The following is a 15982-nucleotide window of genomic DNA, read 5'->3' as shown; positions in this document are numbered from 1 at the left end:
AGATGCTGAAGGAAGAATGAAAAAGGCACTAGAATCATTAAACCGTGAGTTTGCCACATTACGTGCTGGTCGAGCAACACCTTCTCTATTGGATAAAGTTACAGTAGAATATTATGGTGCACCAACTCCGTTAAACCAATTAGCTTCTATTTCTGTACCAGAAGCAAGATTACTTGTAATTCAACCATTTGATAAAACAGCAATGAATGACATTGAACGTTCTATTCAAAAAGCAGACCTTGGACTAACTCCAACTAATGATGGCTCAGTGATTCGAATCATGATTCCTCCTTTAACAGAGGAACGAAGAAAAGATTTGGTTAAGCTTGTAAAGAAATATGCTGAAGAAGCGAAAGTAGCAGTGAGAAACATCCGTCGTGATGCAAATGACGATTTAAAAAAATCTCAAAAAGACGGTGAAATGACAGAAGATGAATTGCGTCGTGCTACTGACGATGTGCAAAAAGTAACAGATAAGTATATTAGTGAAATCGACTCAGTTGCTTTAAATAAAGAAAAAGAAATCATGGAAGTATAATGAAAATCAAGGTAAAATAGGATAATGTAGCAGACCCTCTAATGTAAGATTGTTTTCAAAAAAGAGGTTAAAAAGGACTAGAAAGTGCTCAGTCGTTTTTTCCAGACATTTTGAACTACCTTTGTAGGGGGTTTTTTAAAAGAAAAGATTTTTGATAAGCAATTAAGGGTAGCAAGGGCTCCGCTTACTGCAGGGCACCTTGCTTTTTGAAAAAAAAACGGCATTGCCGTTTTTCATTATCACAATGCTAATTGTAGAATTGTGGAGGACAAAAAAATGCTAGAGAAATTTTCAAATTGGAAAGACGGGTTTGGAAAGAAAAAAGATGCTTCTGAAGAACTAGAACTAGTAAGCATTCCCAAACACGTGGCCATCATTATGGATGGGAACGGAAGGTGGGCCAAAAAGAAGGGCCTACCAAGAATTGCAGGTCATCGAGAAGGCATGAAAGTTATTAATAAAATTGTTAGGAAAGCAAATGAACTAGGTATTGAAACGTTAACCCTCTATGCATTTTCAACGGAAAATTGGAAACGTCCAAAAGCTGAAGTTGATTTTTTAATGAGATTACCAGAATTGTTTTTAGGAAAAGAATTGCCTGTTTTAATGGAGGAAAATGTAAAGGTTCGGTTAATGGGAAGCAAAGAAAATTTACCACCTCATACGTTGCGTGCCGTCGAAACAGCAATTACTAAAACAAATGAAAATACCGGGTTAATCTTGAATTTTGCTTTGAATTATGGAGGACGTACTGAAATCATTCAAGCCGTGCAAACAATGGCGAAGCAGGTACAAGAAGGTTTGATAACGTATGATCAAATCGATGAAACCCTTATGGCAGATAACTTAATGACAAATCAACTTCCCGACCCAGACTTGCTGATACGAACAAGTGGAGAAATTAGGCTAAGTAACTTTATGCTTTGGCAATTAGCCTATAGTGAATTTTGGTTTACAGAAGTTCTGTGGCCTGATTTTACAGAAATTCACTTTGAAGAAGCAATACGGGAATACCAACACCGTGGTCGTCGCTACGGTGGCGTGTAACGGAAGGAGTGAGAGTAATGAAGCAACGAATCATAACAGGAATTATTGGTGCTACTGTTTTTATAAGTATGGTTGTATTAGGTGGATTGCCGTTTACATTATTTATTGCTGTTGTAGCATCGGTTGCCATGATTGAGCTATTAAAAATGAAAAAAATACCAACCCTTTCACCAATTGGCTTTCTAAGCTTGTTTTTGATGTGGTTATTATTAGTTCCTACAACATGGGTAGACCTTACTTTTTTATCTCATGTATCTAAGGTAGAAATTTTTATATTTATGATTTTAATTTTGTTAATGGTAACCGTTATTTCAAAGAATGTGTTCACTTTTGATGAGGCAGGCTTTGTGATATTGTCTACAGTCTATGTTGGCTTTGGATTCCATTACTTAATCATGACAAGAGCTGCTGAAAATGGCTTAGCACTTGTATTTTTTGTCTTATTTATTATTTGGGCAACAGATTCAGGAGCTTATTTTGCAGGTAGAGCATTTGGAAAGCGAAAACTTTGGCCTGACATTAGTCCTAAAAAGACGATAGAAGGGTCGATAGGTGGAATCATTTGTGCATTGGTAGTTGGAGTTGTATTTCACTTCGTGTTTCCAATTTTTAGTTCTTATGTATTACTATTTTCAGTCATTTTAGTTGCATCGATTTTCGGACAACTTGGTGACCTAGTAGAATCTGCATTAAAGAGACATTATGCGGTTAAGGATTCAGGCACATTATTGCCAGGGCATGGAGGAATATTAGACCGATTTGATAGTTTAATCTATGTTATGCCAATATTGCACTTATTACAATTAATCTAATTGCTCTAACTTCTGTTGGTTTTGAGCTCATTACTGGAAAAGGGTAAACAAAGAGATAAGTATTTTCCACGATGAGACCAAAATCAACGCGTTATTTAAAGGGGAAATAAGCAGCAATGGATTAATACATAAATAGAGAAAGCAGAGGGTGGAACCGTTGAATAAAATAAGCTTACTTGGGGCTACAGGGTCAATAGGGACTCAAACGTTGGATGTAATCCGCACACATCCAGAACAATTTAAGCTTGTCGCAATGTCTATTGGAAACAATATGGAATTAGCCTTACAACAGATTCATGAGTTTCAACCTAAAATTGTGTCAGTGATCTCAAAAGAAAACTATGAAAAAATACGTACGGACGTTCCTTCTACCGTTAAACTCGTATACGGAGATGAAGGTATATTAGAGGTCGCAACCTTTCATGAAGCTGACATTTTAGTAAATGCGGTTATAGGAAGTGTCGGTTTAGTTCCGACATTAGCAGCCATTGCTGAAAAAAAGACAATCGCAATAGCCAATAAAGAAACGTTAGTAACTGCTGGTCATATTGTCATGGACAACGCAGTAAAATATGGAGTGAAGCTTCTTCCTGTTGATAGTGAACACTCGGCAATTTATCAGTGCTTACAAGGAGAGCGAATGGATAAGCTGTCTAAGATTATCTTAACAGCATCTGGAGGAAGTTTTCGAGATAAAAGTCGAGAAGAATTACAGGAAGTCACGGTAAAGGAAGCATTAAATCATCCAAATTGGTCAATGGGGGCAAAAATTACGATTGATTCAGCGACGATGATGAACAAAGGTCTTGAGGTGATTGAAGCTCATTGGTTATTTAACCTCCCTTACAACCAAATTGAAGTTATCTTACATAAAGAAAGTATAATCCACTCTATGGTCGAATTTATTGACGGAAGTGTGATCGCGCAGCTAGGAACGCCGGATATGAAGGTTCCAATTCAATATGCATTGTCGCATCCAACTCGTCTAGACCTCCCGAGTAATGAAAGGTTAAATTTATGGGAGATAGGAAAACTTCATTTTGAAAAACCAGATTTTGAAAGATATCGCTGTTTGGCATTGGCTTTTGAGGCTGGTAAAATAGGTGGAACGATGACAACCGTATTAAATGCAGCCAATGAAGTTGCTGTTGCCTCATTTTTGGAGGGGAGTATTACTTTTCTGGATATCGAAAAATATATCGAACATGCTTTGACTTCACATCAAAGTATAAGTCAGCCATCATTAGAAGAAATACTAGCAATTGACAAAGAAACACGTGCTTATGTAACCTCACTAATTCGATAAAGGTGTTGATAACTAGTGAATACTTTACTATCAATCATAATTATTTTTGGTCTGCTTGTTTTCGTTCATGAATGGGGGCACCTCTATTTTGCAAAACGAGCAGGAATTTTATGTAGAGAGTTTGCCATTGGATTCGGACCTAAGGTATTCTCCTTTAAGAGAGATGAAACAGTGTATACAATCCGTCTATTACCATTAGGTGGATTTGTAAGAATGGCTGGAGAAGACCCGGAAACGGTTCATATTAAGCCAGGATACGATATTGGTCTTATCTTTAATGAGACAAATAAAGTGTCAAAAATGATTGTAAACAATAAAACGAAACACCCAGAAGCAAAAATTGTAAGTATAGAACGAATTGACCTTGAAAAGGATTTAGTGATTAGGGCGTATGTTGATGATGATTTGGTAACATATGCTGTTGATGAACGAGCTGAAATCATTTACGATGAAGAAGCGACACAAATCGCGCCTTTAAATCGACAATTCGGCTCAAAAAGCATTCCACAACGTGCGCTTGCCATTTTTGCTGGTCCTTTGATGAATTTTTTATTGGCTGCTATTATACTCACTTGCTTTGCATTTATTGCAGGTACGCCTGTCGACCGAGCAGAAGTGGGAATGGTTAGTCCAGAAGGAGCAGCGTTTGAAGCAGGATTACAGGAAAATGATATGGTCGTTGCAATTGGTGGCCACAGTGTAGAAAAGTGGACGGAGCTTACAGCGATTATACAAGCACATCCTAAGCAGGAGCTTTTATTTGAAATCGAAAGAGCCGGACAGAGAATACAAGTACCTGTTACTCCACAAGAACGATTGAACCAAGAAGGTCAAACAGAAGGGTTTATTGGGATCGGGCAACCGACAGAGTTTTCTTTTTTCGGTTCTCTCAAATATGGAGTCGTTGAAACATATAACTTTACCGTGTTAATCTTTACAGCTTTAGGCCAGTTAGTAGCCGGCCAGTTTAGCCTTGATGATTTAGCAGGTCCAGTAGGAATCTATAATTATACGGGCCAAGCTGCTGATATGGGGATTTTGGTATTAATGAGGTGGGCTGCTGTACTTAGCGTCAACTTAGGAATTATTAACTTATTACCATTACCAGCTTTAGATGGAGGAAGGTTATTATTTATCGGTGTTGAAGCCGTTAGAGGTAAGCCAATTGATCCACAAAAAGAAGGTTTAATTCATTTTATTGGATTCGCGTTATTAATGCTATTAATGCTAGTGGTGACGTGGAATGATATTAATAAATTTTTTATGTAGTGAAAGAAGGGGCAAAAAATGAGACAAAGTCTTTACATGATCCCGACATTAAGGGATGTTCCTGCAGATGCTGAAATAGCAAGTCACCAGCTTATGTTAAGAGCTGGACTTATTCGCCAAACGGCATCAGGAATTTATTCTTATCTACCGTTGGGAAAACGGGTATTAAAAAAAGTAGAAGAAATTGTACGTGAGGAAATGGACGCAACTGGTGCACAAGAAGTGTTAATGCCTGCGATTCAACCCGCTGAATTATGGGAAGAGTCAGGGCGTCTTCAAGCATACGGACCTGAGTTAATGAGATTAAAGGACCGTCATGACCGCGACTTTGTTCTTGGTGCAACTCACGAAGAAGTGATTACAAGTTTAGTTAGGGATGATGTCAAATCGTACAAAAAACTCCCTATTAATTTATATCAGATCCAAACAAAATTTAGAGATGAGAGAAGACCTCGCTTTGGTGTCTTACGCTCACGTGAATTTATCATGAAGGACGCATACTCATTTGATACAACCAAAGAAGGACTAGATGCGAGTTATCAAGCGATGTATGATGCATACAACCGAATCTTCACCCGTTGTGGCCTTGATTTTAGGGCAGTAGAAGCGGACTCAGGAGCTATTGGCGGAACGGATACACACGAATTTATGGTATTAACAGAAGTTGGCGAAGATACAATCGCTTACTCAGATTCTTCCTCATTTGCAGCGAACATTGAAATCGCACCTGTAAATGTAACTTATCGAAAAGAAAAAGAATCACCTCAAGAGATAGAAAAAGTAGGAACACCTAATACAAAAACAATTGATGAAGTTTCAAGCTTCTTCTCTGTAGATAAACGAAAAATTATCAAGTCACTCCTTTTCATGGGAGATGAGCCTGTTCTCGTCTTGGTACGTGGAGACCATGAGTTAAATGAAATCAAGGTCAAAAATAGCCTTGGTGGGGCTGTAGTTCAGCTTGCTTCGGCTGAAGAAATTAAATCGGTTATGAAATGTGAGTCAGGATATATTGGCCCAATTAAAACAGATGGGATTCGTATCATTGCTGACCATGCGGTTAAAGCAATTGTAAATGGGATTTGCGGTGCGAATGAAGAAGGATATCATTTCACACAAGTAAATCCAGATAGAGACTTTACGGTAGAAGGCTATTTTGATTTGCGTAATATTCAAGAGGGAGACCCTTCACCAGATGGAAAAGGAACGATTAAATTTGCACGTGGCATTGAAGTAGGGCACGTCTTTAAATTAGGTACAAAATATAGTGATGCATTAGGGGCAAGTTTCCTTGATGAAAACGGAAAGACGCAAACAATGATTATGGGTTGTTACGGAATTGGTGTTTCACGCACAGTGGCAGCTATTGTTGAGCAACGTCATGATGAAAATGGACTCGTTTGGCCAGCTGAAGTATCACCTTTTGATATTCACCTCATCGGCATTAATATGAAGGACGAGGAACAAAGTCAATTATCTGAACGACTATACACAGACTTAAAGCAATTAGGATACGACGTGTTATTTGATGATAGAACTGAGCGGGCTGGGGTAAAGTTCAAAGATAGTGACCTTATCGGTATTCCTGTTCGCATCGGCGTTGGAAAAAAAGCTGCTGAACAAATCGTTGAAGTGAAGCTACGTTCGACAGGAGAAATGATTGAAGTTGCTGTTGCAGACCTTCCGCAAAAACTTGTAGAATTAGTTAGAGAACGTAAGTAGAGTAGAACTTTTAGTAAAAAAGTCAGTGGGTGCCCAAAAAGTGTGTACATATCTCCTTTTTGGGTACCCACATTGTATTTATTATTGATAGGGGGGAGACCGATGAGCCTAGACGACCAGATACGACAAGAACGATTTCAACTTCTTCTGCAGCAAATCGTTATTCCAACTGATGTGGACCATTTTTTTACCGATGCGAAAATAAATAAGCTTTCCATTAACAAAGAGCAAAAAAGTTGGCATTTTGAATTCCATCTAGAACGAACAATTCCAGCAGCGGTATACCAACTATTTTATGAAAAACTAAAACAAGCCTTCACTCATATCGCGACAGTTACCTGTTCTTTTTCTTTATCATCAGATACGTTAAGCGATGAGATTATCAAAGAGTATTGGCCGCTTTGGTTAGCCGAGATGAATGGAATCTCAGGTGGTATAAAAGGAATGCTAGAAAATCAAACACCACAATTACAAGGCCGCTCTTTAGTCATTGAAGCACGCAATGAAACAGAAGCGATGGCCGTAAAGCGTAAATTACAAGAGCCATTATCGACCTCAATGCGTAAATTTGGATTTTCCTTACCACAATTAGAGATAGCAATTAAAGAGTCAAAACAAGAGTTTGAACAATTTATTGAAAAAAGAGCTCAGGAAGACCATTCGAAGGTAGTAGAAGCAATTATAGAGAAGAAGAAGGCGGAAAAACAAGTGGGTGAGAGTAATGCTCCACTTATGATTGGTTATGCCATAAAGGATGAGCCCGTTTTCTTAGAAACGATTGAAGATGAAGAACGTAGAATTACCGTGCAAGGCTTTATTTTTGATGCGGAAACAAGAGAACTTCGAAGTGGAAGAACTCTATTAACCTTTAAAATTACCGATTATACCGACTCTATCTTAGTCAAAGTATTTTCAAGAGATAAAGAAGATATCCCATTATTACAAGCTGTCAAAAAAGGAATGTGGGTTAAAGTCCGAGGTGGCGTTCAAAATGATACGTTTGTAAGAGATTTAGTCATGATCGCAAACGATATCAATGAAGTTGCGGCGATAACGAGAGTAGACCAAGCTCCAGATGGGGAAAAACGGGTCGAGCTTCACTTGCATACAACAATGAGTCAAATGGATGGGATTACAAACATAGGAAGGTATGTTCAACAAGCGAGCAAATGGGGACATAAAGCGATAGCTGTTACAGATCACACAGCTGTACAAGCCTTTCCTGAAGCCTATTCAGCTAGTAAAAAAAATAACATAAAAATGCTTTACGGGGTTGAAGCGAATCTAGTAGACGATGGTGTTCCAATAGCATATAACGATACCGACCGTGAGCTTTTTGATGAAACCTATGTAGTGTTTGACGTGGAAACTACAGGATTATCAGCGGTTTACAATAAAATTATTGAGTTGGCCGCTGTTAAAATTAAAAACGGAGAAATCATTGACCGTTTTGAATCCTTTGCAGACCCACATGAACCGTTATCTAAAATCATTATTGAATTAACAGGAATAACCGATGATATGGTACAAGGAGCTCCTGAAATTGAAGGAGTGTTACGAGACTTCCATCAATTTGCTGGTGATGCCACACTTGTCGCTCATAACGCTAGCTTTGATATGGGCTTTATCAATGTGGGCTATCGGAATATTGGACTAGGTGATGCCACCAATCCAGTCATAGATACGTTAGAGCTTGGACGTTTCTTATATCCCGAGTTGAAAAATCATCGTTTAAATACGCTATGTAAAAAGTTTGATATCGAACTAGTCAGTCATCACCGAGCTATCTATGATGCCGAAGCCACAGGATTTTTATTGTGGAAAATGGTCAAGGATGCGATTGAACGAGGCGTGACCAACCATAACCAGCTGAATGATAACATGGGAAAAGGAGATTTTCAGCGGCAACGACCTTCCCACTGTATTATTTTTGCACAAACCCAAGAAGGGTTAAAAAACTTGTACAAGCTTATCTCTCAATCTCATCTTAATTATTTCTTTAGAAATCCAAGAATACCAAGGTCTCTTTTACAAAAGCATCGAGAAGGCCTTCTTGTTGGGTCAGGTTGTGATAAAGGAGAAGTATTCGAAGGGATGATGCAAAAGTCTCCTGAAGAAGTCGAGGAAATCGCTAAGTTTTATGATTATTTAGAAATTCAGCCTCCATCCAACTACGTTCATCTTATTGAAAGAGAGCTAGTGAAAGATGAAGTTCATATTCAACAAATTCTCGAGAATATCGTAAAGCTTGGAGAAAAACTAGAAAAACCAGTAGTAGCAACGGGTAATGCTCACTATTTAGAGCCGAATGACCATATTTACCGAAAAATATTAGTTGCCTCCCAAGGGGGAGCAAATCCGTTAAATAAACAGACATTACCAGAGGTTCATTTCCGAACAACTGATGAAATGCTAGAATGCTTTTCGTTTTTACCAGAGGATAAGCAGAAAGAAGTTGTCGTAACAGCACCAAACCAAATTGCTGATATGATTGAAGAGATTCAACCCATCCCAGATGACTTATACACCCCTAAAATTGAAGGGGCGGATGAGGAAATAAGGCAAATGAGTTACGACCGTGCGAGAAGCATATACGGAGAAGAACTTCCGGAGCTTGTGGAAGCACGATTAGAAAAAGAATTAAATAGTATCATTGGTCATGGATTTGCCGTTATCTATCTAATTTCTCACAAACTAGTAAAGAAATCGTTGATAGATGGTTATCTCGTAGGGTCTCGTGGTTCCGTTGGTTCGTCTTTCGTCGCTACGATGACAGAAATTACCGAAGTGAATCCCTTACCTCCGCATTATGTGTGTCCGGAATGCCATCATTCTTACTTTTTCAATGATGGTTCGGTAGGGTCAGGCTATGATTTACCTGATAAAGATTGTACAGAATGTGGAACACCGTATATTAAAGATGGACAAGACATCCCATTTGAAACGTTCTTAGGATTTAAAGGAGATAAAGTTCCTGATATCGATTTAAACTTCTCTGGCGAATATCAACCTCGAGCACATAACTACACAAAAGAGTTATTTGGTGAAGAGTTTGTTTATCGAGCAGGAACGATCGGGACCGTTGCCGATAAAACGGCTTTTGGATATGTAAAGGGATATCAAAATGACCATAGTTTGCACATGCGCTCTGCTGAAATTGATCGCTTAGCTTCGGGTTGTACAGGAGTGAAGCGAACAACGGGACAGCATCCAGGTGGTATCATCGTTGTTCCTGATTACATGGACATTCATGACTTTTGTCCAATTCAGTTCCCAGCCGATGATAAAAATTCAGAGTGGAAAACAACTCATTTTGACTTCCACTCGATTCATGATAATTTACTGAAACTCGATATTCTTGGACACGATGATCCAACCGTCATTCGTATGCTTCAAGACTTAAGTGGCATTGACCCTAAAACAATTCCAACCGATGACAAGGAAGTTATGAAAATCTTCTCTGGTCCTGACGTGTTAGGCGTAACCGAAGAACAAATCATGTGTAAAACAGGAACATTAGGAATTCCTGAATTCGGTACGCGTTTCGTAAGGCAAATGTTAGAAGAAACAAAACCAAGTACGTTTTCAGAGTTAGTCCAAATTTCTGGTCTTTCTCATGGTACTGACGTTTGGTTGAACAATGCGAACGAATTAATTTACGATGGAACTTGTGAACTAAAAGATGTAATTGGTTGTCGTGATGACATCATGGTATATTTAATATACAAAGGCCTAGAGCCATCACTCGCTTTTAAAATTATGGAATTTGTTCGTAAAGGAAAAGGTCTCCAAGAAGAGTGGATCGAGGAAATGAAAAAGAATGATGTGCCTGATTGGTATATTGGCTCATGTATGAAAATTAAGTACATGTTCCCGAAAGCCCATGCGGCGGCGTATGTCTTAATGGCTGTTCGGATTGCTTATTTCAAAGTGCATTTCCCGCTTTTATATTATGCAGCGTACTTCACGGTTCGGGCCGATGATTTTGACTTGGACACAATGATTAAAGGATCAAGTACAATTAAAGCCAAAATTGAAGAAATTAACGCAAAGGGGTTAGAAGCCTCTCCAAAAGAAAAGAACTTATTAACCGTTCTTGAGTTATCGTTAGAAATGGTAGAACGTGGCTATTCTTTTAAAAAGGTCGATTTATATCGCTCGAGCGCTACGGAATTCCTCATTGATGGCAATGCTTTAATTCCGCCGTTTAACGCTTTAACTGGTGTAGGAACCAATGCAGCAATAAATATAGTCAATGCAAAGACCGAGCAAGAGTTTTTATCAAAGGAAGATTTACAACAACGAAGTAAAATCACAAAAACAGTGTTAGAAAATTTAGACCAACATGGATGCTTAGAAGGATTACCAGATTCAAACCAACTCTCTCTCTTCTAAAAATACGGAAAATACGCGTCAGAATCATTCTTGTCAAGCCCGTTTTGTTGCAATTCCTGGAAGAGTATGATATTGTTTTTATGGTAATACTTTGAATACGAACGGAAAAGAGTGGGGAAACCCACTCTTTCTTATTCCTTAATGCTTGTATTAATAGCATACGGTTGGATAGGTGATAAAGCACCTAACGGAAAAGGAGGTATTCCTATGAGTAAAGTTAAGGAAATCACAGAACAACTTGTCAGTCCGATTTTAGCTGACCTACAGCTAGAACTTGTTGATATAGAATATACAAAAGAAGGAAAAAACTGGTTTTTGCGTGTGTATATTGACTCGGACAACGGTGTGGATATTGAAGAGTGTGGTAAAGTGAGTGAACAATTAAGTGAAAAGCTAGATGAAACCGACCCAATAAAACAAGCTTATTTTCTAGAGGTATCGTCACCTGGTGCGGAAAGACCTTTAAAAAATGAAAAAGATCTTCATAAATCTGTGGGGAAAAATGTTTATGTTACTACATATGAACCAATCGATGGGGAAAAAGCATTTGAAGGTGTATTGTTAAGCTTTGACGGCAAGGAATTAATCATAGAAGTTAAAATTAAAACTCGCAAAAAAGCAGTAACAATACCGCATGAAAAAATGGCAAGTGCAAGATTGGCCATTGTCTTTTAAATGAAAGGGGGAATCGTACCATGAATACTGATTTTATGGACGCTTTAACATCATTAGAAAAACAAAAGGGAATAAGTAAGGAAGTTATTATCGAAGCTATAGAGGCAGCGCTAATTTCAGGGTATAAGCGAAACTTTAATCAAGCACAAAATGTTCGAGTTGATATTAATCGTGACTCAGGAAGCATTCGTGTATTTGCAAGAAAAACAGTGGTAGAGGAAGTGTTTGATTCACGTCTTGAAATTTCTGAAGACAAAGCTAAGAAAATGAATCCTAACTTCCAAGTTGATGATGTTGTTGAAATTGAAGTCACACCAAAAGATTTCGGGAGAATCGCAGCACAAACTGCAAAGCAAGTTGTGACTCAGCGGGTTCGTGAAGCAGAACGCGGCATTATTTATTCGGATTTTATTGACCGTGAAGAAGATATCATGACTGGAATTGTCCAACGTCAAGATAGTCGTTTTATTTATGTTGATTTAGGGAAGGTAGAAGCATTACTACCTTTAAATGAGCAAATGCCGAATGAACAATATAAACATAATGACCGCATTAAAGCCTTTATTACAAAAGTAGAAAAAACAACTAAAGGACCTCAAATTCTAATTTCACGTACACATCCCGGTTTATTAAAACGCTTATTTGAATTAGAAGTTCCAGAAATATATGATGGAACTGTAGAAATTAAATCGGTAGCAAGGGAAGCGGGAGACCGTTCCAAAATTGCTGTCTACTCAGATGAGCAAGAAGTAGATCCAGTAGGTGCTTGTGTTGGTCCAAAGGGACAACGTGTTCAAACGATTGTAAATGAACTTAAAGGTGAAAAAATTGATATTGTCCAATGGTCAGATGACCCAGTTGTCTATGTGGCAAATGCGTTAAGTCCTTCAAAGGTTGTGAAGGTGAACGTTAATGAAGCTGAGAAAATGACACAAGTCATAGTTCCAGATTATCAACTGTCACTAGCGATAGGAAAAAGAGGGCAAAACGCAAGGTTAGCAGCCAAGCTAACAGGCTGGAAAATTGACATAAAGAGTGAAACGGAAGCAAGAGAGCTCGGGCTCTTAGTTGAAGAAGAAGAGCAGTTTGCAACCGAAGATAATGAGTATATCGACGGTTACCAATATACTGATAATGAAGAAGTAAAGTAAAGACAAGGAGATGGAGCCAATGAAACAACGTAAAGTTCCACTTCGAAAATGTATCGTTACGAATGAAATGAAACCAAAACAAGAATTAGTTCGTATAGTTCGGTCACCAGAGGGCGAAGTTTCAATTGACCTATCTGGGAAAAAGAATGGTCGTGGCGCATACATAAGCAATAGTAAAGAATGCTTTGAAATGGCAAAGAAAAAAGACGTCCTTTCAAGACATTTAAATACAAAAGTAACAAATGAAATATATGACGAACTTGAAAATGTTCGTCAGCAAGGAAATAAATCATGAGTGAACAGCAATGGTTATCGTTACTTGGACTCGCGGCTCGAGCACGTAAAGTCATTTCTGGGGAAGAAATTGTACTCAAAGAGGTTAGAAGAAATGGCGTATCAGTCGTCATTATTTCAGAGGATGCCTCAGACTTAACTTTAAAAAAGATGACAGATAAATGTAAGCATTACAATGTACCGATACGAATTTCTTCGACGCGGGATAAATTAGGAAATTCGATAGGTAAAGGAGAGAGAGTCGTATTAGGTGTTATAGACCCTGGATTCGCAAGAAAATTGGTCACACTAATCGATCAATAGAGGTGGAGGTAAACATATGAGGAAGATGAGAATATATGAATATGCAAAAGAAAAGAATCTTCAAAGTAAAGACATTATTGATAAATTAGAAAAAATGGGCGTTAACGTATCAAACCATATGTCTGTTATTGATGAGGAAACAATGAAGAAACTTGAAGGGGAAAGTGCAAAACCGGATGGAAATAAGCCTGAACCGAATAAATCAACAACAAAGCCTGATAATAACAGACCTAATAAACCAAATCGTCCTGCTAATCAAGCACAAGGGAACCGTCCGAATCAGCAAAACAAGTCTCAACAAAACAACAATAATAAAAAGCAAGGGTTTAATAAACAACAGCAACGAAACAACAAAGGAAAACAACAAGATGCGCCTGCTCAAAAACCGCAACCACCAAAGGTAAAGCCACTTCCAGAAAAAATTACGTTTTCTGGTTCATTAACAGTAGGCGAATTAGCAAAACAACTTCATAAAGAACCTTCAGAAATTATTAAGAAGCTTATGTTCTTAGGAGTAATGGCTACGATTAACCAGGAGCTTGACAAAGATTCTATCGAATTAATCGCTGGTGACTACGGCGTTGAAGTGGAAGAAGAAATCATTGTTGATGTAACGAATTTTGAAGAGATGATTGAAGAAGATGATCCAGCAAGCTTAAAAGAAAAACCTCCAGTTGTTACAATCATGGGTCACGTTGACCACGGAAAAACAACATTACTTGACTCCATTCGTAAGACTAAGGTTGTTGCTGGTGAAGCTGGTGGAATTACTCAACATATTGGAGCATACCAAGTTGAGATTAATAATAAAAAAATTACATTCCTAGATACTCCTGGTCATGCTGCCTTTACGACAATGCGTGCACGTGGAGCACAAATTACAGATATTTGTATTCTTGTCGTTGCTGCTGATGATGGTGTTATGCCACAAACAAAAGAAGCGATTAGCCATGCGAAGGCTGCGGGTGTACCAATTATCGTCGCTGTTAACAAAGTCGATAAAGAATCTGCAAATCCTGACCGAGTCATGCAAGAATTGACAGAATATGAATTAGTACCAGAGGCTTGGGGTGGGGATACTATATTTGTACCTGTTTCTGCCCTTCAAGGTGAAGGAATTGATGAACTTCTTGAGATGATTCTGCTTGTAGCTGAAGTTGCGGAACTTAAAGCTAATCCGACTTCGTTAGCTCGTGGAACAGTGATTGAAGCACAACTTGATAAAGGACGCGGAGCAGTGGCTACTCTCCTTGTTCAAGCAGGAACATTAAAAATCGGAGACCCAATTGTTGTAGGAAGTACATTTGGTCGTGTAAGAGCAATGGTTAATGACCTTGGCAGACGAGTAAAACAAGTAGGCCCTGCGGCACCAGTAGAAATTACAGGACTTAATGATGTTCCATTAGCGGGAGATCAGTTTAGAGTATTTGAAGATGAAAAAACAGCACGTTCAATTGGGGAAACAAGACAGTCTCGTCACCGTGAAGAACAATTAAGAGAAACATCAAAGGTTAGCTTAGATGACCTCTTTAGTAAAATTCAACAAGGTGAAATTAAAGAAATAAATGTTATCATTAAAGCCGACGTTCAAGGTTCCGTTGAAGCGATGAAAGGTTCGTTAGAGAAAATTGATGTGGAAGGCGTAAAGGTTAACATCATCCACACAGGTGTAGGTGCGATTACAGAATCCGATATTATTCTTGCGTCTGCTTCATCAGCAATCGTAATTGGCTTTAACGTTCGACCAGATAATAATGCAAAACGTACGGCAGAATCAGAACAAGTTGATATTCGTCTATATCGTGTTATTTACAATGCGATTGATGAAATTGAAGCTGCGATGAAAGGGATGCTTGACCCTGAATTTGAAGAAAAGGTAATTGGTCAAGCTGAAGTTCGCCAAATATTCAAAGTATCAAAAATTGGAGTCATAGCTGGTTCTTATGTGACTGAAGGAAAGCTTACTCGCGATTCAACTGTCCGTTTAATTCGTGACGGAATCGTCATTTACGAGGGAGCAATCAACGCACTAAAACGATTCAAAGATGATGCAAAAGAAGTGGCAGCAGGTTATGAGTGCGGGTTAACGCTTGAAAAGTTCAACGACATTAAAGAAGGTGACGTTGTCGAAGCGTATGTGATGGAGGAAATCAAACGCACATGATCGGAGCAGTTGATTGTGAGCTATTTCTCTATACGCCCCAATCGTTAAAAGAAAAAAGAGCCATTGTAAAAAGCATCATTATGAAGCTAAGACAACGGTTAAATGTTTCTGTTTCAGAAACGAACCACCAAGATGTATGGCAACGATGCCAGCTAACAATTGTCGCAGTGACCTCGAATAAAGTAGCAACTGAAAAAGAGTTAAGTCGCGCGTTGGCTTTAATTGATAGTACACCAGAGATAGAACGAACAGTCACAAATTTTGAGTGGTTCTAAATGAGGATGTACACTTTTCAGCAGAGAGGTG

The 15982-nt window shown here is 38.5% G+C and carries 13 protein-coding genes; all 13 read left to right on the top strand.

Annotated features, from left to right (window positions below; genetic code table 11):
• Positions 1–16 precede the first annotated feature (16 nt).
• The 13 genes from frr to BK585_RS15485 all read left to right on the top strand — a co-directional run bounded on the left by frr (position 17) and on the right by BK585_RS15485 (position 15951).
• Positions 17–538, top strand: a complete 522-nt coding sequence (gene frr, locus BK585_RS15545; protein ID WP_419095572.1) for a ribosome recycling factor — start codon at positions 17–19, stop codon at positions 536–538.
• 276 nt (positions 539–814) lie between these two features.
• A complete protein-coding gene (locus BK585_RS15540; RefSeq protein WP_078554628.1) occupies positions 815–1585 on the top strand; it encodes an isoprenyl transferase in 771 nt (256 codons plus the stop codon).
• Between the two features lie 17 nt (positions 1586–1602).
• Positions 1603–2397, top strand: coding sequence for a phosphatidate cytidylyltransferase (locus tag BK585_RS15535; RefSeq protein WP_078554627.1), 795 nt, complete (start codon positions 1603–1605; stop codon positions 2395–2397).
• Between the two features lie 157 nt (positions 2398–2554).
• Complete coding sequence (locus BK585_RS15530; RefSeq protein WP_078554625.1) at positions 2555–3703, top strand: 1-deoxy-D-xylulose-5-phosphate reductoisomerase; 1149 nt, start codon at positions 2555–2557, stop codon at positions 3701–3703.
• A gap of 15 nt (positions 3704–3718) precedes the next feature.
• Complete coding sequence (gene rseP, locus BK585_RS15525) at positions 3719–4972, top strand: RIP metalloprotease RseP (RefSeq protein ID WP_078554623.1); 1254 nt, start codon at positions 3719–3721, stop codon at positions 4970–4972.
• Between the two features lie 18 nt (positions 4973–4990).
• The gene (locus BK585_RS15520; protein ID WP_078554621.1) at positions 4991–6694 is read left to right on the top strand and encodes a proline--tRNA ligase; all 1704 of its coding nucleotides are present in this window, start codon (positions 4991–4993) and stop codon (positions 6692–6694) included.
• Between the two features lie 102 nt (positions 6695–6796).
• Positions 6797–11089 (top strand): PolC-type DNA polymerase III, encoded by a 4293-nt coding sequence (locus BK585_RS15515; RefSeq protein WP_078554619.1) that lies wholly within the window; start codon positions 6797–6799, stop codon positions 11087–11089.
• Between the two features lie 207 nt (positions 11090–11296).
• On the top strand, positions 11297–11764 hold the full coding sequence (gene rimP, locus BK585_RS15510; RefSeq protein WP_078554617.1) for a ribosome maturation factor RimP: 468 nt from the start codon (positions 11297–11299) through the stop codon (positions 11762–11764).
• A gap of 20 nt (positions 11765–11784) precedes the next feature.
• Positions 11785–12915: a transcription termination factor NusA gene (gene nusA, locus BK585_RS15505; RefSeq protein ID WP_078554616.1), complete on the top strand. Its 1131-nt coding sequence runs from the start codon at positions 11785–11787 to the stop codon at positions 12913–12915.
• Positions 12916–12934: 19 nt separating this feature from the next.
• Positions 12935–13210, top strand: a complete 276-nt coding sequence (rnpM, locus tag BK585_RS15500; protein WP_078554614.1) for an RNase P modulator RnpM — start codon at positions 12935–12937, stop codon at positions 13208–13210.
• Positions 13207–13512, top strand: a complete 306-nt coding sequence (locus BK585_RS15495; RefSeq protein ID WP_078554612.1) for a YlxQ family RNA-binding protein — start codon at positions 13207–13209, stop codon at positions 13510–13512. The genes rnpM and BK585_RS15495 overlap by 4 nt, the downstream gene beginning before the upstream one ends.
• 16 nt (positions 13513–13528) lie before the next feature.
• Positions 13529–15676 (top strand): translation initiation factor IF-2, encoded by a 2148-nt coding sequence (gene infB / locus BK585_RS15490; protein WP_078554610.1) that lies wholly within the window; start codon positions 13529–13531, stop codon positions 15674–15676.
• On the top strand, positions 15673–15951 hold the full coding sequence (locus BK585_RS15485) for a DUF503 domain-containing protein (protein WP_078554608.1): 279 nt from the start codon (positions 15673–15675) through the stop codon (positions 15949–15951). The genes infB and BK585_RS15485 overlap by 4 nt, the downstream gene beginning before the upstream one ends.
• Positions 15952–15982 lie beyond the last annotated feature (31 nt).

Origin of the sequence: Bacillus alkalicellulosilyticus (assembly GCF_002019795.1) — a bacterium.
In the GTDB taxonomy this organism is placed as follows: Bacteria; Bacillota; Bacilli; order Bacillales; family Bacillaceae_F; genus Bacillus_AO; species Bacillus_AO alkalicellulosilyticum.
This window is presented reverse-complemented; position numbering and strand designations above follow the sequence as displayed.